19 protein-coding genes and 1 pseudogene are annotated in these 20,756 nt (G+C 63.9%); 10 read left to right on the forward strand and 10 right to left on the reverse strand.

Features of this window, described 5'->3' with window-relative positions; genetic code table 11:
- Window positions 1-5 precede the first annotated feature (5 nt).
- The 6 genes and pseudogenes from KVG96_RS26600 to KVG96_RS26625 all read left to right on the forward strand — a co-directional run.
- Window positions 6-227 carry a hypothetical protein gene (locus KVG96_RS26600; RefSeq protein WP_217894667.1) on the forward strand — a complete coding sequence of 74 codons (222 nt, stop codon included), beginning with the start codon at window positions 6-8 and terminating at the stop codon, window positions 225-227.
- 57 nt (window positions 228-284) lie between these two features.
- Window positions 285-617 carry an MliC family protein gene (locus KVG96_RS26605; protein ID WP_217894668.1) on the forward strand — a complete coding sequence of 111 codons (333 nt, stop codon included), beginning with the start codon at window positions 285-287 and terminating at the stop codon, window positions 615-617.
- A gap of 306 nt (window positions 618-923) precedes the next feature.
- Window positions 924-1,988, forward strand: coding sequence for a class II fructose-bisphosphate aldolase (gene fba, locus KVG96_RS26610; protein WP_217894669.1), 1,065 nt, complete (start codon window positions 924-926; stop codon window positions 1,986-1,988).
- Window positions 1,989-2,148: 160 nt separating this feature from the next.
- Window positions 2,149-2,400, forward strand: coding sequence for a helix-turn-helix transcriptional regulator (locus KVG96_RS26615; protein WP_217894670.1), 252 nt, complete (start codon window positions 2,149-2,151; stop codon window positions 2,398-2,400).
- Complete coding sequence (locus KVG96_RS26620; protein ID WP_217894671.1) at window positions 2,393-3,658, forward strand: type II toxin-antitoxin system HipA family toxin; 1,266 nt, start codon at window positions 2,393-2,395, stop codon at window positions 3,656-3,658. Before KVG96_RS26615 ends, KVG96_RS26620 begins: the two co-directional genes overlap by 8 nt.
- A gap of 35 nt (window positions 3,659-3,693) precedes the next feature.
- Window positions 3,694-4,002: pseudogene (locus tag KVG96_RS26625) on the forward strand (class II fructose-bisphosphate aldolase); the annotation flags it as partial.
- 66 nt (window positions 4,003-4,068) lie between these two features.
- Here KVG96_RS26625 and KVG96_RS26630 read toward each other — a convergent pair.
- From KVG96_RS26630 to KVG96_RS26640, 3 genes are all read right to left on the reverse strand, one after another.
- Window positions 4,069-4,362, reverse strand: coding sequence for a hypothetical protein (locus tag KVG96_RS26630; protein ID WP_217894672.1), 294 nt, complete (start codon window positions 4,360-4,362; stop codon window positions 4,069-4,071).
- A 410-nt stretch (window positions 4,363-4,772) separates the two neighbouring features.
- Window positions 4,773-5,126 (reverse strand): DUF6124 family protein, encoded by a 354-nt coding sequence (locus KVG96_RS26635; RefSeq protein ID WP_217894673.1) that lies wholly within the window; start codon window positions 5,124-5,126, stop codon window positions 4,773-4,775.
- 480 nt (window positions 5,127-5,606) lie between these two features.
- Complete coding sequence (locus KVG96_RS26640) at window positions 5,607-6,275, reverse strand: polysaccharide lyase family 7 protein (RefSeq protein WP_085580727.1); 669 nt, start codon at window positions 6,273-6,275, stop codon at window positions 5,607-5,609.
- A 322-nt stretch (window positions 6,276-6,597) separates the two neighbouring features.
- Here KVG96_RS26640 and KVG96_RS26645 point away from each other — a divergent pair, with 322 nt between their 5' ends.
- From KVG96_RS26645 to KVG96_RS26655, 3 genes are read left to right on the forward strand one after another with little or no spacing between them, the layout of a single operon-like run.
- On the forward strand, window positions 6,598-8,721 hold the full coding sequence (locus tag KVG96_RS26645) for a putative bifunctional diguanylate cyclase/phosphodiesterase (RefSeq protein ID WP_217894674.1): 2,124 nt from the start codon (window positions 6,598-6,600) through the stop codon (window positions 8,719-8,721).
- A gap of 46 nt (window positions 8,722-8,767) precedes the next feature.
- The gene (locus tag KVG96_RS26650; RefSeq protein ID WP_085630018.1) at window positions 8,768-9,259 is read left to right on the forward strand and encodes a M48 metallopeptidase family protein; all 492 of its coding nucleotides are present in this window, start codon (window positions 8,768-8,770) and stop codon (window positions 9,257-9,259) included.
- Between the two features lie 30 nt (window positions 9,260-9,289).
- Window positions 9,290-9,586 (forward strand): winged helix-turn-helix domain-containing protein, encoded by a 297-nt coding sequence (locus KVG96_RS26655; protein ID WP_085580718.1) that lies wholly within the window; start codon window positions 9,290-9,292, stop codon window positions 9,584-9,586.
- A gap of 87 nt (window positions 9,587-9,673) precedes the next feature.
- Here the strand turns inward: KVG96_RS26655 and KVG96_RS26660 are convergent, their stop codons facing one another.
- On the reverse strand, window positions 9,674-10,126 hold the full coding sequence (locus tag KVG96_RS26660; protein ID WP_217894675.1) for a GNAT family N-acetyltransferase: 453 nt from the start codon (window positions 10,124-10,126) through the stop codon (window positions 9,674-9,676).
- 255 nt (window positions 10,127-10,381) lie between these two features.
- Here KVG96_RS26660 and KVG96_RS26665 point away from each other — a divergent pair, with 255 nt between their 5' ends.
- Window positions 10,382-11,119, forward strand: a complete 738-nt coding sequence (locus KVG96_RS26665; RefSeq protein ID WP_217894676.1) for a substrate-binding periplasmic protein — start codon at window positions 10,382-10,384, stop codon at window positions 11,117-11,119.
- An 88-nt stretch (window positions 11,120-11,207) separates the two neighbouring features.
- Here the strand turns inward: KVG96_RS26665 and yccS are convergent, their stop codons facing one another.
- The 6 genes from yccS to KVG96_RS26695 all read right to left on the reverse strand — a co-directional run bounded on the left by yccS (window position 11,208) and on the right by KVG96_RS26695 (window position 20,697).
- Window positions 11,208-13,382 (reverse strand): YccS family putative transporter, encoded by a 2,175-nt coding sequence (yccS, locus tag KVG96_RS26670; protein ID WP_217894677.1) that lies wholly within the window; start codon window positions 13,380-13,382, stop codon window positions 11,208-11,210.
- A gap of 226 nt (window positions 13,383-13,608) precedes the next feature.
- Window positions 13,609-14,787 carry a BaiN/RdsA family NAD(P)/FAD-dependent oxidoreductase gene (locus KVG96_RS26675; protein WP_217894678.1) on the reverse strand — a complete coding sequence of 393 codons (1,179 nt, stop codon included), beginning with the start codon at window positions 14,785-14,787 and terminating at the stop codon, window positions 13,609-13,611.
- A gap of 158 nt (window positions 14,788-14,945) precedes the next feature.
- A complete protein-coding gene (dbpA, locus tag KVG96_RS26680; protein ID WP_217894679.1) occupies window positions 14,946-16,331 on the reverse strand; it encodes an ATP-dependent RNA helicase DbpA in 1,386 nt (461 codons plus the stop codon).
- A gap of 80 nt (window positions 16,332-16,411) precedes the next feature.
- Window positions 16,412-17,839 carry a multidrug transporter subunit MdtD gene (gene mdtD, locus KVG96_RS26685; RefSeq protein WP_217894680.1) on the reverse strand — a complete coding sequence of 476 codons (1,428 nt, stop codon included), beginning with the start codon at window positions 17,837-17,839 and terminating at the stop codon, window positions 16,412-16,414.
- Window positions 17,840-17,917: 78 nt separating this feature from the next.
- Window positions 17,918-19,255 (reverse strand): TldD/PmbA family protein, encoded by a 1,338-nt coding sequence (locus KVG96_RS26690; protein WP_217894681.1) that lies wholly within the window; start codon window positions 19,253-19,255, stop codon window positions 17,918-17,920.
- Window positions 19,255-20,697, reverse strand: coding sequence for a TldD/PmbA family protein (locus tag KVG96_RS26695; protein ID WP_217894682.1), 1,443 nt, complete (start codon window positions 20,695-20,697; stop codon window positions 19,255-19,257). The genes KVG96_RS26690 and KVG96_RS26695 overlap by 1 nt, the downstream gene beginning before the upstream one ends.
- Window positions 20,698-20,756 lie beyond the last annotated feature (59 nt).

The raw sequence follows: 20,756 nt of genomic DNA on the forward strand, positions 1-20,756 counted from the left end.
TTCACATGGTCAAGTCGTTAGCGCTGTTGCTGCTGACCGGCGCGCTGGCCGCCTGCGGGAGCCACCCGCAGGCCGACGCGCAGCCGGACGCCGGCGAGGCGCACAAGGGCTGCTACCAGGCCGACTGGCAAGCCGAAACCAACCCGGTGCTGAACAAGCGCTCGGGGCCGGAAGGCCTGGACAAGTACGAGACGCAAACCCCGGCCAAGGAACAGGGCTGTCCTTGACGGGTCTGACCCTTTAACTCAGGGCCGGCGGCGTGCGCCGCCGGTCGAGGAACACGGATGAAAGGCTTGATCGCCGTTGCGGCGTTGGGATTGTTGGGCGGTTGCGCGCAGTTGGGGCTGTTCCAGCCGTCGGCACCGGCGGACGACTGGATCACCTGGACCTGCGACAGCCAGGCCACGGTGCTGTGGCGCTACACCGATGCCGGGCGCAAGGAAGTCGACGTGCGCCTGGGCGGCGGCGACCAGGTCTACCGCCTGAAGGAAGAGCCGGGCGCGTCGGGTGCGCTGTACAGCGACAACATGCTGGCGTTTCACATCAAGGGTGAGGAAGGCCTGGTCTACTGGGTCGCCACCAATGATCTGATCGGCCGGGGCTGCAAGGCGCAGTAATCGAACAAGCCGCAGATCCATTGCGGCAATGGCCTTTGTGGCGAGGGAGCGTGCTCCCGCGGGAGCGCGAAGCGGTCCCTGAACCCGTCGGCACGGTGCATCAGAAGTACCGGGCTGCAGGTTCTGCGACTGCTTCGCAGCCGGGCGCGAGCAAGCTCGCTCGCCACAGGTGGTCACACGCAAGGTTTATGTTTCACCGAATCATCGGGCCGGGCCTCGACCCCCGATCCGCAATCACTTGAATAGCCGCCGCCGCTCCGGCAGGCTGGCACGATTAACGACCCTCAACCGGGAGAGAGACACACAATGGCACTCATCAGCATGCGCCAGATGCTGGACCACGCAGCCGAATTCGGCTACGGCGTTCCGGCCTTCAACGTCAACAACCTTGAACAAATGCGCGCCATCATGGAAGCCGCTGACAAGACTGACTCTCCGGTGATCGTCCAGGCCTCGGCCGGTGCGCGCAAATACGCCGGCGCGCCGTTCCTGCGTCACCTGATCCTGGCCGCGATCGAAGAATTCCCGCACATCCCGGTGTGCATGCACCAGGACCACGGCACCAGCCCTGACGTCTGCCAGCGCTCCATCCAGCTGGGCTTCAGCTCGGTGATGATGGACGGCTCCCTGGGCGAAGACGGCAAGACCCCGACCGACTACGAATACAACGTGCGCGTCACCCAGCAGACCGTGGCCATGGCCCACGCCTGCGGCGTGTCGGTGGAAGGCGAGCTGGGCTGCCTGGGCTCCCTGGAAACCGGCATGGCCGGCGAAGAAGACGGCATCGGCGCCGAAGGCGTGCTGGATCACAGCCAGATGCTGACCGACCCTGAAGAAGCCGCCGACTTCGTCAAGAAGACCCAGGTCGACGCCCTGGCCATCGCCATCGGCACCAGCCACGGCGCCTACAAGTTCACCAAGCCGCCGACCGGCGACGTGCTGGCCATCGACCGCATCAAGGAAATCCACAAGCGCATCCCGAACACCCACCTGGTGATGCACGGTTCCTCGTCGGTTCCGCAAGAGTGGCTGGCGATCATCAACCAGTACGGCGGCGACATCAAAGAGACCTACGGCGTACCGGTCGAGGAAATCGTCGAAGGCATCAAGCACGGCGTGCGCAAGGTCAACATCGACACCGACCTGCGCCTGGCGTCCACCGGCGCAATGCGTCGCCTGATGGCCACCAACCCGAGCGAGTTCGACCCGCGCAAGTTCTTCGGCGAAACCGTGAAGGCCATGCGTGATGTGTGCATCGCCCGCTACGAAGCCTTCGGCACCGCCGGCAACGCTTCGAAGATCAAGCCGATCTCGCTGGAAGGGATGTATCAGCGTTACCTGAAGGGTGAGTTGAACGCCAAGGTGAACTGAGCCTTTGTGTTGAGCTGATTCAAAAGAAACCCGCCCTGAGGCGGGTTTTTTTATGCACGGAATTTTCCGACGATGTTTGCAGATGTGAGGTGCTTGAAATGTAACCTATAGCGGACATACTTATGTGGTTGACTAAAAAAGTCCGTTATAGGTGACATTTATGCTGCTGCACAATCCTGTCGTGTTCGGTGAAAGGATCCGCGAATTGCGACGCGCCAAAGGATACAGCCAAGCCATTTTGGCGCACCGGGCCAAGTGCAACCGCAAGACCGTCATTGATCTTGAGGCCGGAGAAAACGTCGCGCTCTACACGGTGTTCAGGGTGCTGTCTGCGCTGGGCATGGTGCTGGACATCGTCGATAGCCGGATTGACCTCAAATCCCTTGCCGATCTGGTGGAGCACGATGAGTAAAATCAGACGGCTCGATGTCACGACTCCGCAAGGCTTTTCTGGCGAACTCTCCAAGGGTTCACAGTTTTCGTTTGCCTACGATTCTGCCGACGCTCCCCGAGAGGTTTCGCTGGTCATGCCTTATGACCCGACACCCTCAGTAAGCAATGTCCTGCACCCGATCTTTGACATGAACGTGCCGGAAGGCTTTCTGGCCGATCAGATCAAGCGGCGAATGGCCAAGCATATGCAAGTGGATGAGATGCGTTTGCTGTCGGTCATCGGCGGCAACCAGATCGGCCGCCTGACGTATCGGAACCCGCTGGAGGCTCATGTTTCTGTCCGGGCACAGGTCGGGTTGCGGGATATTCTGACGGCGGATACGTCACAGGGCGTTTTTGAGTTTCTGGTCGACACCTACTTCGAATCGGGTATTTCGGGGGTGCAGCCCAAGGTACTGGTGCCGGACCTGGACAAGCTCGCTGGCAACCGCAAAACCCTGCTCAGTTCCGATCTGATTGTGAAGTCGGGTGCCGATGAATACCCGCACTTGGCCCAAAACGAATTCCTGTGTCTGGAAGCTGCCCGTCTCGCCGGTCTGGAGACACCGCCGTTCTGGCTGTCTGAAAACGGCGAGTTGTTTGTCATGGAGCGCTTCGATCTGACGGAGTCCGGTCGGCTCGGCTTCGAAGATATGGCTGTGCTTCTGGGACTTAACAAGGATCTGCACGACAACTACAAGTATTCCCAGAGCTATGAAACCCTCGCCGCCGCGATTGGCCAGGTCTGCCGGCACGGTGATCCGTTACGTGAGCTGGAACGTTACTTCTCCTCGGTCTGCCTTTCGGTGATGGTGCGCAATGGGGATGCACACCTGAAAAACTTCGGCGTGGTCTACACCCATCCCGGTGCGCCTGAAACAGTGCGCCTGGCGCCGGTCTTCGATGTGACCACCACTACGGTGTATGAAAACTACAACCCGAAGTCCGGTCGCTCTCTGATTGACCGAACGCTGGCTATCAAGATGAACAAGAGCAAAACCTATCCGGATCGTCAGCAACTGATCGAGTTCGGTCGTAAGCATTGCGCAGTGGAGAAGCCAGCGCTGGTCATTGAGCGTATCGCGGAGGCAATGAGCGAGGCATTGGCGGCGAATCGGGAGCGAGTGGACAGAGAACTGTTTTCCGGGATGGAGCGTGAGTGGGAAGCGGGGCGGGTGGCCGCTTTGTATGACTCTGTGGTTTCTGGATTGAAGCGTAAGCCTTCAACCAATAGGTGACGGCGGTCTACAGAGAGGAGCCTTACCCTTATTGGTACGGCGGCGACATCAAAGAATCCTGGGGTGTACCGGTCGAAGAAATCGTCGAAGGCATCAAGCACGGCGTGCGCAAGGTCAACATCGACACCGACCTGCGCCTGGCGTCCACCGGTGCGATGCGCCGCCTGATGGCCACCAACCCGCGCAAGTTCTTCGGCGAAACCGTGAAGGCCATGCGTGATGTGTGCATCGCCCGCTACGAAGCGTTCGGCACCGCCGGTAATGCTTCGAAGATCAAGCCGGTTTCGCTGGAAGGGATGTATCAGCGTTATCTGAAGGGTGAGTTGAACGCGAAGGTGAACTGAGTCTGGCGTTGAGGTGTTTTCGTGAAAACCCGCCGTGAGGCGGGTTTTTTTGCCTGTAGATTGGGCCTACATGAGTTCCAGTTTCAGATCCGGGCTCCAGGCGGACTCTTCTCCGGCGAGAACACATCGTGCAGTTATGGAAAGAGGGCCGTTAGGGATGTTGTCGAGTTTGAGCTTTGCGGAAAAGTGCCCATATTGATCACAGAAAACTTCAGCCAAACTGGTACCGCTGTTCGAAACAAAAATGTTGACGTGGGTTCTGGGTTCGCCTCGACCGACGACATCGCTTACGTCATTGTTGTTTCTGCGAATTATGCTGCCGTAGGTTGGGGTTTGAAATGAAGGGGTCATGAGGGCCATTTTTACTCTCCTTGAGTGAAGATGAGTGGCGACCTATGCAACCACTCGGTTTTGGATTGATCGCGGATAGTGCATTTTTTCTACTGCCATACTTTGCCGGCGCTTTCGATTTGAATGACGATAATTAACTCGTAGTTTGTTTGGGTGTGTTTTTGTGCATGATGTTGGCCACTTTTATTCCTCGTGTTACGGTTTCCTAATCAATAGGATGGTGAAATACAGATGCAGCGGCCACTGTCAGGTCTGACAGTTTTTTAGATGCATTGGAAATTTACAGGCATGGAAATATCGCCAAACGGCCGACAGGCTTCCGTTCACTCTTCCATTGGTGCGTCTATACAGAAAACCCGCCGGTTGGCGGGTTTTCTTTTTGATGGTTCAGGTCGGATGCGTGTCATCCGATTCGGGCGCTACAGCTTCGGCTCAACGTTATCCAACGCCTGATTCACCGCCAGTTCTCCCAACATGACCAGTTGCGCAATGCCCTGCGCCAGTTTGCGGTGCGGGGTGTCGAGCAGGGCGGCGAAGTGGTCGAGCATGGCGCTGGCCGAACCGAGGTTTTCGCTGGCGTCGGCCAGCAAGGATTCGGTGGTGTAGGCCGGGTTGGCGAAGTACATGGGGTCGTGGGCGGGGTAGTGGGGTGTGGCGGGGTTGAGGTAGTGGTCGAGGGCGCGTTCGGCGGCTTCGTGGAGTTTGCGCGAATCGATGGATTCGTAAGGGGAGGCCGGATCGGTTTCCGGAGGGTTCGGGGTAACTTTGAACATGTGCTGAATACTCCTGAATGGAGCTGCTTCGCCTTCTCTACTAAAAGAAGGGTGGCAGCTGTGCGCAGGTTAGTAGACCGGGAAGTATTCAGCATAAACCGGCGCGCCGAAGCGCCCTGCACACAGCCGCCATCAAGATCAGACAGGGATGTCTGACTGGCGGTGCTTTGCACCTTGCTGAAGAAACTCCGCGGGCTACTAAACCCGATCACTGGAAATCAGTGACCCGAATCAAGTTACCGAGGGGCCTCCAAGCGCACAAGCCGGCGGATTCTGGCGTACCGGTAGGCAGCGGCGCAAGCCGTTGTAGGCCTGGGGAAGTAACGCCGGGTGTCCGTAAACAGGCGCGTTTAAGCGCGCTGCCCAAGGCCGGAAACCCCTGTGGTGAGGGAGCTTGCTCCCGTTGGCCTGTGCAGCAGGCCTATCTTTTCATCGGGGCCGCTGCGCGCCCCAGCGGGAGCATGCTCCCTCGCCACAGGATCACTTGTTGTGGTCGATGTCGAGTTTGGAAAACGTCACCTGCCCGCCCTCGCTGGTGTAGCCGGTGTTGTCCTGCACATACACCCCGGCCTTGAAGTACAGCGGCTTGTTGCGCCAGGTCGCGCTGATCTGTGAATCCCACTGATAGCCCGCCGCACTCACGCCGAGGGCGCCGCCGGGGCTGAGGTGGATGAGGTAGTTGAACTCGCGATCCAGTTTGATCCCGGTGGCGAGGGTGATGACGCGGCTTTCGTCCTGGTCCGGGTGGGTGCGCAGTTTGATCACCAGGTTGCCGGTCTCGGTTTTGCTTTTGTACTGGTATTCGAGCTTGAGCATCGGCTTCTGGCTTTCGTAGGCGTGGATCTGGCCGATGACGATCTTGCCGGAACTGGGCACCTTGTTCACCGCCAGGGTCGCGCGCAGCAGGTTGTCGGCGTCGGGGTAGTACCAGTTGCGCAGGGTGCCGTTGCTGTAGGTTTCGCGCAGTTCGGTGCGCGGGTAGATGGCGTTCTCGGTCTTGGAGCCGGTGACCGGCGACCAGAAGAACAGCGTGCCGGTGTCGGAGTGGAAGTATTGGTCCTTGAAGCCGTTCACCAGTTTGGCGGTGTCGACGGTGTACGGCGGGTTGCCGACGGGAACGCTGAGGTTCCAGGTTGCGAGGTCGATCATGTCGGTGCTTCCGCTGATTTTCGCTGCACGCGCGTGCCAGAAGCTCTAGCCCGCGCCTTTCGGGGGCGGCCTTTATAAGCGTGGGGGCGGTTTTTGTTAACGCCCGCTCGGCGGATGATTGGCGCCAACATCCTGTCGAAGTGCCATCCTTCCCGGTTTCCGGGGGCTTCAGCGATGACCGTTAGTCGGCTACTCAAGCGTTTGCTCGGGTGATGGCCCTGTGATAGCTACTGCTTTTGCGGATCCCGGACTAGAGTGATGGCTCAGTAGGTGTACGGTTTTTCACCGGAATCCCGTCTGACGTCCCGACAAGAGAAGCAGCATGGAATGCGCGCAACCACAGCCAGGTGAAGGCAGCTCAGTCCTTTTGATCGTTGATGATTACCCTGAAAACCTGATCAGCATGCGGGCGTTGCTGCAACGCCAGGACTGGCAGGTGATGACGGCCGCCTCAGGCTTCGAGGCGCTGAACCTGTTGCTTGAGCACGACATCGACCTGGTGCTGCTGGATGTGCAGATGCCGGGCATGGACGGTTTCGAGGTCGCCCGGCTGATGCGCGGCAGCCAGCGCACGCGCCTGACGCCGATCATTTTCCTGACCGCCAACGAGCAGTCCCAGGATGCGGTGATCAAGGGCTACGCCAGCGGCGCGGTGGATTACCTGTTCAAGCCCTTCGACCCGCAGATCCTCAAGCCCAAGGTGCAGGCGTTGCTGGAGCACCAGCGCAACCGCCGGGCCCTGCAGCGCCTGAGTCAGGACCTGGAGATCGCCCGGGCGTTCAACGCTTCGGTGCTGGACAACGCGGCGGAGGGAATCCTGGTGCTGGCCGAGGACGGCTTGATCCGCTTCGCCAATCCGGCGATCTCCCGGCTGCTCAACGCACCCGTGCAGGAACTGCAAGGTCAGGAGTTTCTCGACTTCCTGCAAAAGCCTCACATTCCCTTGTGGGCCGATTCCGATTTCTACGTGAGCTACAAACGCGGCGAAACCCTGCGCCTGCACGACGCCCTGCTGCGCACCGCGCCGGGCCAGCAGGTGCCGGTGGCGCTGTCCTGCGCGCCGCTGCCCACCGAACAGCATGCGATGGTGGTGACGGTGCTGGACATGTCGGTGGTGCGCCACCTGCATCAGCAGCTGGAGTTCCAGGCCGTCACCGACCCGTTGACCGGGCTGCTCAACCGGCGCGGCTTCTACCAGACCGTGGAGAACCTGCTGCTGCGCGGCGAGCGCAGCGACAGCGCCTGGGTGCTGATGTACCTGGACCTCGACGGCTTCAAGCGGGTCAACGATTCCCTCGGTCATGATGCCGGCGACCGGGTGCTGCGCTGGGTGTCCGAGCAGTTGAAGGCGTGCCTGCGGCCGTTCGATATCCTGGCGCGGATGGGCGGGGACGAATTCACGGCGCTGCTGGATCTGGAGTTTCCCGAGCAGGCAGCGAAGATTGCGGAAAAACTCATCGAACGGGTGTCGATCTGTCAGCAGATCGAGGGCATGGACGTCACGTTGGGCGCCAGCATCGGCATCGCCACGTACCCGGATTGCGGCAACAGCGTCGACGGGTTGCTGCGCGCCTCGGACATCGCCATGTACGAGGCCAAGCGCGCCGGGCGTCAGCAGTACCGGTTCTACGACCCGGAGATGAACGGCCGGGCGCGCTCGCGGCTGATGCTGGAAGAGAGCGTGCGCACCGCCATCGAGAACCTCGATTTCAATCTGGTCTACCAGCCGCAAGTGGCGATCGCCGACGGGCGGATCCGCGGCTTCGAGGCGTTGCTGCGCTGGCACCACCCGAGCGCCGGCGACGTGCCGCCGGGGCTGTTCCTGCCGTTGCTGGAGGAAGCGCAACTGATCAGCCGCCTCGGCAGCTGGATCTACCACCACAGCGCCGGGCAGCGGAAGGCCTGGCAGGCGCAGTTCGATGAGGATCTGGTGCTGGGCGTGAGCCTGAGCAACACCCAGTTCGGCCTGCCGAACCTGGTCACCGAGTTGCGGCAGGTGCTGGAGCGTCATGGGCTGAAGCCTCGGCAGCTGGAGGTGGAAGTCACCGAAGAGGCGCTGACGGTCAATCCGGACGACACGCGCAAGCAACTGCGGCTGCTGCGTAATTTGGGGGTGCGGGTGGCGCTGGACGATTTCGGCTCCGGGGCGTGCTCCCTGGCGCACCTGCGCGACCTGGAGCTGGACACGCTCAAGCTGGATCGGCACCTGATCGCCCGATTGCCGGACTCGGCGCGGGACGCCTCGCTGGTGCGCAGCGTGCTCGAACTGTGCAGGGAGTACGGCCTGCTGGTGATCGCCGAGGGCGTCGAGACCCTGGCGCAGTACCGATGGCTGCAGGCCCATGGCTGCGAATACGTGCAAGGCTTCCTGGTGGCGCGGCCGATGGTCGCCGACGAGACCGTGCGCTTTGCCCAGCCGTTCGACTGGGGCGCGTTGGCCGGTTGAATTCGCTACACTGGCGGCCTTTCCATGAGCCCGTGCCGCCTGCCCCATGACTGCGTTGAAATACCTCCAGGCCTATCCCGTGCAACTGCAGGATCAGGTGCGCCAACTGATCGCCGACGGTCGCCTCGGCGACTACCTCGACCAACGCTACCCCGGCCGTCACGACGTGCAGAGCGACAAGGCCCTGTACGGCTACGCGCTGGAGCTGAAGCAGGAATACCTGCGCAATGCCCCGGCCATCGACAAGGTGCTGTTCGACAACCGCCTCGACCTGACCCACCGCGCCCTCGGCCTGCACACCACGGTGTCGCGGGTGCAGGGCGGCAAGCTCAAGGCCAAGAAGGAAATCCGCATCGCCTCGCTGTTCAAGGAGGCCGCGCCGCAGTTCCTGAAGATGATCGTGGTGCACGAACTGGCGCATTTCAAAGAGTCGGATCACAACAAGGCCTTCTACAAGCTGTGCGAGCACATGCTGCCGGGCTATCACCAGATCGAGTTCGACCTGCGGGTGTATCTCACTTGGCGGGACCTGCAGTAGCGATCAACTGACGCGACAAGGAGTGTGTGGATGGACGTGAGCAAGACCAAGAGCAGTTTCTACCGCCGTCTGTACGTGGCGTACCTGATCGACAGCGGCCTGGCCAGCAGCGTGCCGGCGCTGACCGACGCCACCGGCATGCCCCGGCGCACGGCCCAGGACACCATCGCGGCGCTGGCGGACCTGGACATCGTCTGTGAGTTCGAGCAGGAAGAGGGGGCGCGCAACCATGCCGGGCGCTACCGGATCCGCGAGTGGGGGGCGATCGACCGGGGGTGGATCGAGCGCAACCTGCGGCAGATCAAAGCGGTGCTGGAGTATCCCTGAAAGTTGCGGCGGGTGGGCTGAAGCCATCGTCAGCAGGCTGGCTTCCACGCGGGACCTGCAGGAGCCAGCCTGCTGGCGATGAAGCCCTCAAGCCCGGCGCATGCCGATGTGCGGAATGTCGTCTTCGAGGTATTCCTCGCCCGCCACGATGAACCCGTAACGCCCGTAATACCCTTGCAGGTGCGCCTGGGCCGACAGGTAGACCGGCACCTGCGGCCAATGCTTTTCGGCCTGCTTCAGCGCCTGTTCCATCATTTCGTGGCCCAGCCCCTTGCCGCGCCCTGACGGCGCGGTGAGCACCCGGCCGATCACCACGTCGCCCCCCTGGGACTGCGGGTCCAGCAGGCGCAGGTAGGCCACCAGTTCGTCGCCTTGCCAGCCCATCAGGTGGCAGGTGTCGCCTTCCAGGTCCTGGCCGTCGGGATCCAGGTAGGCGCAGCGCTGTTCGACCACGAACACTTCCGAGCGCAGCTTCAGGATGGCGTACAGCTGCTCTTTGCCCAGATCGCTGTGATGTTTGCAGACCCACTCGATTGTCATTGTCCGATTCCTTGATTGGCGTCGCCCGATACTAAGCGCCGGGCCGGAATCTGTCTGCATGGCGCATAAATCTGTGACAAAGACCAAAATGCCATCATTCCGTTCTCGCGGTTCCGGGTTCTTTGTGTAATCTGCTGGTAAGCGCTGTGCACTGGCTGCAATGAGCTAATGTTAGGGCCTGGGATGCGCGTCCACAGGCCTTGGGGTTTTGACTGAAAACACGTCGGGCAGCCCGCCCGCTAAGGATTTTCAAGCATGCCGCGATTGCATCGAGCCTTTGCTTTGATCGGATTGCTGTTGCTGGGCCAAAGCGCTGCCGCGGAGAAGCTGCGCCTGGTGTTCGACGTCTGGCCGCCGTTCACCGACGAAACGCTGGCCAACGGCGGACTGGCCACGGACATCGTCAGCACGGCCCTGTCCCGGGCCGGGTATGCCAGCAGCTATGAACAGGTGCCGTGGGCGCGGGCCTTGCTCGGCATCGGCGAAGGCCGTTACGACGTGCTGGTCAACGCCTGGTACAACGACGAGCGGACCAGGCTGGGGCAGTTCTCCGGCGAGTACCTGCTCAACCGCGTGCGCTTCCTCAAGCGCAAGGACGTGCCGCTGGAATACAACAGCCTGGAGGAACTGCACACCTACCCGATCGCGGTGGTGCGCGGTTACGCCTATTCGGCGCCGTTCGATGCCGACACGGCGTTGCAGAAAGTCCCGGTGCACAACTTCGCCATGGCCGTACGCATGCTGGCGGCGGACCGGGTCAAGCTGACGCTGGAGGACGAGTACGTCGCCCGCTACTACCTCGCCCGGGAAACGCCGAAGGTGCGCAACGCCGTGGAGTTCCTGCCCAAGCCCTTGAGCGAGAACAGCCTGCACATCCTGGTGAGCCTGAAGAACCCGCAGCACGAGCAGATCGTGGCCGGATTCGACCGTGAGATCGCAGCGATGAAGGCCGACGGCAGCTACGACAAACTGCTCAGGCAGCATGGGCTTTAGCCGCAAGCCGCAAGCTTCAAGCAAATTACGGATCGATGCTTCCGCTTGCCGCTTGCCGCTTGCCGCTTGAAGCTTGAAGCTTGAAGCTTCAGACCTCCTTGATCAGATGCGCCGCCAAGGTCCGCAACGGCCCCAGCTGACGGCAGATCAGCGCCAGTTGCGTCTGCACCAGCCGTTGTCCTTCATCGATCTCGTCCGGCATCTGCTCCAGTTCATTGGCCAGCGCTTCTTCCTCGTCGCTCTGGATGGCGATCGGCTGTTTGCTCGCCAGGCCCTGGGCGATTTCGTCGATGCTGGCCGCCAGGCTGACGCCGGCGCCGTCGATCAGGTGTTCGCGCACGTCCGCCGGCAAGCGGGTCTCCCGGTGTGCGCCCAGGCCCGACAGGTAGCTGAGCAGGGTGTGGGACAGCACCAGGAAGCGGAACCCGACGTCGGCCTCCTTTCGGAAATGCCCAGGCTCCATGAGCATGTTCGCCAGGGTGGTGGACAGCGCCGCGTCGGCGTTGTGCGCGTTGCGCCGGGCCAGCCGGTAGGCGAGGTCGTCGCTCTTGCCGGCGGCGTACTGCTGCATGATCTGGCGCAGGTAGACGCTGTTGCAGGTCAGGGTGTTGGCCAGCACTTTGTTCAGGCGCCGGCCCTGCCAGTCCGGCAGGAACAGGAACACCGCCAGGCCCGCGATCAGGCTGCCCAGCAGGGTGTCGAGCAGGCGCGGGACGAACAGGCCGTAGCCGTCGCCCACCTGGTTGAAGCAGAACAGCACCATGATGGTGATCGCGGCGGTCGCCACCGTGTAGCGCGTGGTGCGGTTGGTGAAGAACACCACGCCGGCGGCGATGGCGAAGCACGACTGCACCAGCGGGCTGGGGAACAGGTCGAACAGCGCCCAGGCCACGGTCAGGCCGATGGCGGTGCCGAAGATCCGCTGGCCGAGCTTGCGCCGCGTGGCGCCGTAGTTCGGCTGGCAGACGAACAGCGTGGTGAGGATGATCCAGTAGCCCTGCGAAGGGTGGATCAGGTGCACCATGCCGTAGCCGATGCTCAAGGCCAGCGGCAGGCGCAGGGCGTGGCGGAACAGCAGCGAGGTCGGCGTCAGTTGCGTGCGCAGGCGTGTCCACACGTCCTTGAGGTTGCGCGGCGAGCGGTCGAGCAGGCTGCTGTCGGTGGCGTCGGCCAGGGCGTCGGGGTTGCTGGCGTCGCTGAGCAGGCGGTCGAGGGTGCCGAGGTTGGCCGCCAGCGCCCGCAGCGAACGCAGCAGGCCGCGCCAGGCCGGGTTGCTTTGGATGCGCAGATGTTCGAGGGAGGCGTGCAGGTCGCCCAGGGCTTCGGCGAAGCTGGCGTCGTAGGTGAACGGCTGGCGCATCTGGATCGATTCGGCCAGCGCCCGGCAGGCCTTGCCTTGCTGGCGCAGCAGGCGCTGGCAGCGGAACAGCACGTCGCTGTGGAAGAACGCTTCGGCCAGGGCGTTGTACGGGTAGTGCGAGGAACTGGCGCGCTCGTGGATGTCCTGGGCCAGGAAGTACAGCTTCAGGTAGCGGCTGACCTTGGAGCCTGGGCGACCGTTGCCGACGCGGTGCAGGATGATTTCCTTGGCGGTGTTGAGCGCCGCCACCACCCGGCCGTTCTGCTGCGCCAGTTCCAGGCGTCGGGCCTCGACGTCCAGCTGGCGGATCGGCTCGAACAGCGAGGCCTTGAGCTTGAGGTAATAGCCCAGCTCGCGGAACAGCCGCGCCAGGCTCTGCTGCACCGGCTGGTTGGAGAACATCGCCTGCCACAGCACCGACAGCAGCCCGTACCACGCGGCGCCGGCCACCAGCAGCATCGGTTCGTGCCAGAAGTCGCTGACCGCGCCGCCGCGCTGGTCGACGCCGATCATCGTGTACACCGACAGGATCAACGTCGCCGAGGCGATCGCGCCGTAGCGCTCGCCCAAGGCGCCGAGCATGGTCAGGCCGAAACTGGCCAGCGCCAATGCGATGACGAACACGACGGGGTAGGGGAACAGCAGCTCCACCGACAGGGCGGCGATGCTGAAGCACACCAGCGTCACCGCCAGCGCGTTGAGGCGGCCTTGCCAGCTGTCGTCGGTCTCGGCCAGGGCGCTGGCGATGATCCCCAGGAACAGCGGGATCAGCAGCCCCATTTCATCCTGGAACCAGCACAGCGCCATGCTGCCGGTCAGGGCGATGAACACCCGCACGCTGTAGCTGAACTTGTCCAGCGCCCACAGGCGCCGCAAAGACTGACGAAACGAGGTCGAGGACATGAAATGCGAAGGCCTTCCGAGGCGATGCCGCTAAAGTGAGCCAGTAATGACGCCGACGCAATGGCGCCGATCACATCGGACAGCAAAAAGTGTTCCTCATCGCCTCAAGCAAAACGAAAGTGGGAGCGAGCCTGCTCGCGAAAGCGGTGTGTCATTCAGCATGAGTGCCGAATGCCAGACCGTCTTCGCGAGCAGGCTCGCTCCCACAGTTTTGATTTGCGGCGGATCAGACGTACTGTGCGGCCGCGTATCCGGAAGCCCAGGCCCACTGGAAGTTGAAGCCGCCCAGGTGCCCGGTGACGTCGAGCACTTCGCCGACGAAGTACAGGCCGGGGCTTTTCAGCGATTCCATGGTCTTGGACGACACTTCCCGGGTGTCCACGCCGCCGAGGGTCACTTCGGCGGTGCGGTAGCCCTCGGTGCCCGCCGGCACGACCTTCCAGCTGCCGAGCTTGTCGGCGATGTCCGCCAGTTCCGCGTGGGTGTATTGCTTCATCGGCTTGGAGGCGAACCAGCTGTCCGCCAGCAGGTTGGCCATCTTCTTGGTGAAGAGTTCCCCCAGCAGGGTCTTCAGCTCGCTGTTCGGGCGTTCGGCCTGCTGCTGTTGCAGCCAGCCGGCGGCGTCGTGGTCCGGCAGCAGGTTGATCTCCACCGTGTCGCCGGACTCCCAGAACGACGAGATCTGCAGGATCGCCGGGCCGCTGAGGCCGCGGTGGGTGAACAGAATGTTCTCGCGAAAGCTCTGGCCGTTGCAGCTGACCAGGCAATCGACCGATGTGCCCGACAGTTCGCCGCACAGGTCCTTGAGCTGGTCGGTGATGGTGAACGGCACCAGCCCGGCGCGGGTCGGCAGCAGTGCGTGGCCGAACTGTTTCGCCACCTGATAGCCGAAGCCGGTGGCGCCCAGGGTCGGGATCGACAGGCCGCCGGTGGCGATCACCAGCGACTGGCACTGGACCTGGCCGAGGGTGGTGTCGAGCAGGTAGCCGCCTTCGGTCTTTTCGATGGTCTGGATCGAGGTGTCCAGGCGCAGCTCTACGCCCGCCTGGTCGCACTCGTCGAGGAGCATGCCGAGGATGTCGCTGGACTTGTTGTCGCAGAACAGCTGGCCGAGTTTCTTCTCGTGGTACGGCACGCCGTGCTTGGCGACCAGGCCGATGAAGTCCCACTGGGTGTAGCGGGCCAGGGCGGATTTGCAGAAGTGCGGGTTCTGCGACAGGAAATTGCCAGGTTCCGTGTACATGTTGGTGAAGTTGCAGCGCCCGCCGCCCGACATCAGGATTTTCTTGCCGGCCTTGTTCGCGTGGTCGAGCAGCAGCACCTGGCGCCCGCGCCCGGCGGCGGTCAGGGCACACATCAAACCGGCGGCGCCGGCGCCAATGATCACGACTTCGGTAGAGCGCAAAACGGTGTCCTCACACAAATTTCAAAATCACCGGAACCCCCTGTAGGAGCGAGCCTGCTCGCGATGAGGCCGGCCCATTCGACAGGGTTGTCGGTTGACCGTCCGCCATCGCGGGCAGGCTCGCTCCCACAGGGGATCTTCCAGGGGCGGAAGATCGCTTACAGGATCCGCACCCGCAGCGAGCGGCCCTTGATCTTGCCGCTGTTGAGCCGCGCCAGGGCTTGCTTGGCGATGCCGCGCTCCACCGCCACGTAGGCCTGGAAGTCGAAGATCGCGATCTTGCCCACCTGCGCGCCGGGGATGCCTGCGTCGCCGGTGAGGGCGCCGAGGATGTCGCCCGGGCGCACCTTGTCCTTGCGCCCGGCGGCGATGCACAGGGTGCTCATGGCCGGCAGCAGCGGGCCGCCGCCCTGGGACTTGAGGTTGTCCACCTGATCCCAGTTCAGCGGGGCCTTCTGGCGTTCTTCGATGGCCCGTGCGCGGTGCGCTTCCGACGGCGCCACCAGGCTGACCGCGATGCCTTTCTCGCCGGCCCGGCCGGTGCGGCCGACGCGGTGGATGTGGACTTCGGAGTCGCGGGCCAGCTCGACGTTGATCACCATGTCCAGCGCATCGATGTCCAGGCCGCGGGCGGCGACGTCGGTGGCCACCAGCACCGAGGTGCTGCGGTTGGCGAACATCGCCAGCACCTGGTCGCGGTCGCGCTGCTCCAGGTCGCCGTGCAGGCCGACGGCCGAGATGCCCTTGGCGGTCAGGTGGTCAACGGTCTCCTGCACCTGCTGCTTGGTGAAGCAGAACGCCACGCAGGAGGCCGGGCGGAAATGGCCGAGCACCTTGGTCACTGCGCTCAGGCGCTCTTCGGGGGCGATCTCGTAGAAGCGCTGCTCGATCTGGCTGTCGTCGTGCAGGGCCTCGACCTTCACCTGCTGCGGATCGCGCATGAAGTTCGACGCCAGCTGCTTGATGCCCGCCGGGTACGTGGCGGAGAACAGCAGGGTCTGGCGGCGCGCCGGGGTCTGGCCGAGGATGTCTTCGATGGCGTCGTAGAAGCCCATGTCGAGCATGCGGTCGGCTTCGTCCAGCACCAGGGTGTTGAGGCCGTCGAGCACCAGGGTGCCCTTGCTCAGGTGTTGCTGGATGCGCCCCGGCGTGCCGACGATGATGTGCGCGCCGTGCTCCAGCGAAGCGATCTGCGGGCCGAAGGGCACGCCGCCGCAGAGGGTCAACACTTTGATGTTGTCTTCGGCGCGGGCCAGGCGGCGGATTTCCTTGGCCACCTGGTCGGCCAGCTCGCGGGTCGGGCACATCACCAGCGCCTGGCAGCCGAAGTAGCGCGGGTTGATCGGGTTCAGCAGGCCGATGCCGAACGCGGCGGTCTTGCCGCTGCCGGTCTTGGCCTGGGCGATCAGGTCCAGCCCCTTGAGGATCACCGGCAAGCTCTGCGCCTGGATCGGCGTCATCTGGGCGTAACCGAGGGAGTCGAGGTTAGCCAGCATGGCGGCGGACAGCGGCAAAGTGTTGAAAGCGGTGGCGATGGTGGTCACGGGACGGGCCTGCAAAACAAAATGTCGCGCAGTGTACCAGCACCGTGCCACTTTCCTCGAAAGTTCTGGACGAACAGCGGTCAATGTTCGATGTGCTGCTCCGTGCTGCGTACGCGCCGCCCGTCATCCTTCGACAGTTGCGAGAAGATCGTGGCCGCCAGCATCGCCATCACGCCCACCGTCACGAACGTCAGCTGGAACGCGCCCAGGACGGTATCGACGCCGTCGTTGCCGATCTGCGCGGTGAACCCGCCCAGCAGCGCGCCGGCGCAGGCCACGCCCAGGCTCAGCGACAGTTGCGCCACCACCGACAGCAGGCTGTTGCCGCTGCTGGCGCTGGCGTCGTCGAGGTCGATCAGGGTCACGGTGTTCATGGCAGTGAACTGCAACGAGTTGATCGCCCCCAAGATCGCCAGCAGGCACAGCAACAGCCAGTACGGCGTCTGCTCGCTGACCAGGCCCATGCTCGCTAGCATGATCCCCAGCGCCAGGGTGTTGCCGGTGAGCACGATGCGGTAGCCCAGGCGTTCGATCAGCGGCCGCGCCACCCACTTGGCGACCATCGCCGCAGCGGCCAGCGGCAGCATGCTCATCCCGGCCTGGGACGGCGAATAGCCCAGCGCCACCTGCAGCAGCAGCGGCACCAGGAACGGCAGGGCGCCGCTGCCCAGGCGAGCGAACAGGTTGCCGAGGATGCCGACGGCGAAGGTGCGGGTCTTGAACAGCGACGGCGCGAACAGCGGATTGTCGATGTGCCCGGCGCGCAGCCAGTACGCCGCCAGGCACGCCAGCCCGGCGAACAGCAGCAGCATCACGCGCAGGTGCGGCAGGTGCAGTTCGCCCAGGCCTTCCATGGCGATGGTGATCAGGATCATCGCCGCGCCGAACAGCACGAAACCGGTGCTGTCGAAGCGCGTGCGCTCGCTGCCGCGCAGGTCGGGGATGAACTTCCACACCGCGTAGCAGCCGATGACGCCCACCGGCAGGTTGATCAGGAAGATCCAGTGCCACGTCAGGTACTCCACCATCCAGCCGCCCATGGTCGGGCCGATCAGCGGGCCGAGCAGGCCGGGGATGGTGATGAAGCCCATGATCCGCACCAGCTCGGAGCGCGGGTAGGCGCGCAGCACCACCAGCCGTCCGACCGGCAGCATCAGCGCGCCGCCCAGGCCCTGGATCACCCGGGCGCCCACCAGCATGCTCAGGCTGCCCGACAGCGCGCAGAGCAGCGAGCCGAGGCTGAACAGCAGAATGGCGCCGAAGAAGATCTTCTTGGTGCCGAAGCGGTCGGCGATCCAGCCCGAGGCCGGGATCAGCAGCGCCACGGTGAGCATGTAGGCGATGACCACGCCCTGCATGCGCAGCGGGTCTTCGGCCAGGTCACGGGCCATGGCCGGCAGGGCAGTGTTGAGGATGGTCCCGTCGAGGGACTGCATGAAGAAAGCGATGGCCACGACCCACGGCAACCAGCGGGCGGTGATGGCGTCAAGCGGCGTGCGGTCGGGCATGGAACCTCTTGCGGTTGTGGGGTCGGGCGCTTTTTGCGGCGAGGGAGCTTGCTCCCTCGCCACGGTCGATGCGTGTCGCTACAACGTCAAAGTGAGCTTGCTGACCAGCGCCCCCGGCAGCAGCGCCGAAGACGTGTTGCGCTGGCTGTAGGTGCTGGCCGACAGCAGCAGTTCCCGTTCGGCGGTCAGGGCTTCCAGCTGCGAACCCAGCAGGCTGTAGGCGCTGTCGTCGAACCGCATGGTGCTGACCGGCGCCTGGATCTGGCCGTCCTCGACCCAGAAGGTCGCGAAACGGGTCATGCCGGTCAGGCGCGCCGCCGGTTGGTCCGAGTAGTTCAGGTACCACAGGTTGCTGATGTACAGCCCGGTGCCCAACTGCTTGAGGATCTCGTCCCGGGGCAGTTGGCCTGCGGCCATGTTCAGCGCGCTCGGCGCTTCGCCGCCGCCGGCGCCGTTGGCGGCGAGTCCGTATTCGGCGGCGCTGCGCGAACCCACCAGGCGGTCGCCGGCCTTGCCTTCGACGATCAGGCGCAGGTCGCTGCGCGGATAGCCTTCACCGGAAAACGCCGGGCTCAACGAACCGCTGACCTGCTCGTCGACGCAGACCAGCGGGCTGAAGGCCTGATCGCCGGCATACAGCTTTTGCAGCGGGCTGCTCTTGCTGGCGATCGACTGGGCCGAGAATCCGCCCCAGCTCAGCATGCCCATGATTTCCTCCAGCGCCGCCGGCGCCAGGTAGGCCCGGTACTGCCCCGGCGCCAGGGTGCGCAGCGGCCGGCCGAGGAACTCCAGTTGCTCGCGGGCCTGGGCGAAGCGCTGGGCGAAGCCTTCGCGGCTCCAGTCGTGGCCGGCGTAGCTGGCCTTCACGGCCTGGCCGTTGTCGTGGAACAGGCTGAAGTCGAAGTTGAAGCTGTTGGCCTGGTGCCAGCCGAACGCCCCCGAGGAGCTGGCGAAGCCGCGGCTGATCGGCCCGGCGGCATAGAAGCCCACCAGGTCCAGGCCGGCGGCGGCTTCGGTGATCTGCGCCACCACGTCTTCGGTGTCCGGCAGCGGATGTTCCTGCACGCTCTGGCTCTGCCAGCGGTTGTGGTTGAGCAGCAGGTACGGATCCTGCGGCAGCAGCGGCACGGTCTCGCGCAGTTGCTGCAGGCCCTCGGCCAGGCGTTGCAGGTCGGTTTCCGGCTCGCCGGACAGGGTGATCTGCAAGTCCGCATGGCGGCCGTCGTCGATCAGCTTCAGCCCGACGTTGGCCTGCTGCACCTGCCCGGCCTGACGCACCTTGGCGTGGTTGAAGCGCACGAACGCCGAGGATTCGGCCGCGTAGCTGAGGGTGAACTGTTCCGGTTCGCGCACGGCGTCATGCAGCCAGTCGACCAGCGCCTTGAAGGCGGCGCTCCCGTTCCTGGAAATACTCATCAGGCGTCTCCCCCAAACACATCAACGTTGCTGAATACGCAGGCCGGCGAGGCGTGGCCGACGCGGATCACCTGGTTCGGCTCGCCCTTGCCGCAGTTGGGCGTGCCCAGCACGCGGGCGGTGCCGGCGTCGCCGACGGCGCGCAGGCTTTTCCAGAAGTGCGCGGAGATGCCCCGGTAGTTCGGGTTCTTCACCACGCCCTTGAGTTCGCCGTTCTCGATCAGTTGGCCCCACTCGCAGCCGAACTGGAATTTGTTGCGGGCATCGTCGATCGACCATGAGCGGTTGGTGCTCATCAGGATGCCGTGCTCGATGCCGTTGATCATTTGCGCCAGCGACTGGTCGCCCGGCTCGATGTTGAGGTTGGCCATGCGGTCGATCGGCGGGCGGTTCCAGCCGCAGGCGCGGCTGTTGGCGACGCCGTCGAGGCCGGCGCGGAACTGCGACAGCGCCCCGCCCAGCGGCCGCACCAGCAGGCCTTCGCGGATCAGGAACTGCTTGCTGGCGGCGCTGCCGTCATCGTCGTGGCCGTAGCTGGCCAGCTCTTCGGGGATGTCCGGGTCGAAGGTCACGTTGAGCAGCTTCGAACCGTACTGCAGGGTGCCGAAATCGGCGGCGGTGACGAAGCTGGTGCCGGCGTAGTTGCGTTCGTCGCCGAGGATCCGGTCCAGCTCCAGCGGGTGGCCGATGGACTCGTGGATCTGCAGCATCATCTGGTCGGGCATCAGCAAAAGGTCGCGGGGCCCTTGCGGGGCGTTCGGCGCCAGCAGCAGTTGCAATGCCTGGTCGGCCACTTGCGGGCCTGCGCCGATCAGGCCGCAGCGGCGGACCACGTCCATGCCGCCCTGCTGGCCGAAGTTTTCGCGGCCCAGGCTGCGGGTCTGGCTGTCGTTGCCGTCGTAGGCGGTGACGTCCAGGCCCGGGTAGATGAAACGCTGGGCCTGGCGCAGCTCGGCGCCGGCGCTGCTCAGGTAGATCTGCTCGACATGGGTGATGCCCAGGCTCACTTCCCAGTTCACCAGGCGCTCATCCTTTGGCACCGAGGCGGACTCCGCGCCGAGCAGCTCGAAGCATTCGCTCAGGGACGGCAGGGGTTGGTCGAGGTGGGGCGAGAAGTAATCGGCGCGGTCGCCGGACACCGACTGCTCGCGCAGGTCGAGCAGGGCGTGGGGCTTGAGCCGCCGGGCTTGCTGTTCGGCGCGGTCGAGGGCGGCCTGCAGGCCCTGCTGCGACAGGTCGTTGGTGGCGGCGTAGGCCTCGACACCGTTGACCCGCACGGTGAGCATCGCGCCTTCGTCACGGCGCAGGCTCGGCGGCTCGGCGACGTTCTTGCGCACCGACAGGTACTGGCCGGACTCGCGCACATAGCGCAAGGAAAAGAATTCGGCACCCGTGCGCAGGGCAGCGAAGCGCTGCTTGAGCCGGGGGTGGAAATCGAACATTCGGGAACCTCCTTGTCATGGAGTTGCGGCGAAGCGGATTCGGCGGGGAGGGGTGACGC

The organism is Pseudomonas ekonensis, from assembly GCF_019145435.1.
Lineage (GTDB): Bacteria > Pseudomonadota > Gammaproteobacteria > Pseudomonadales > Pseudomonadaceae > Aquipseudomonas > Aquipseudomonas ekonensis.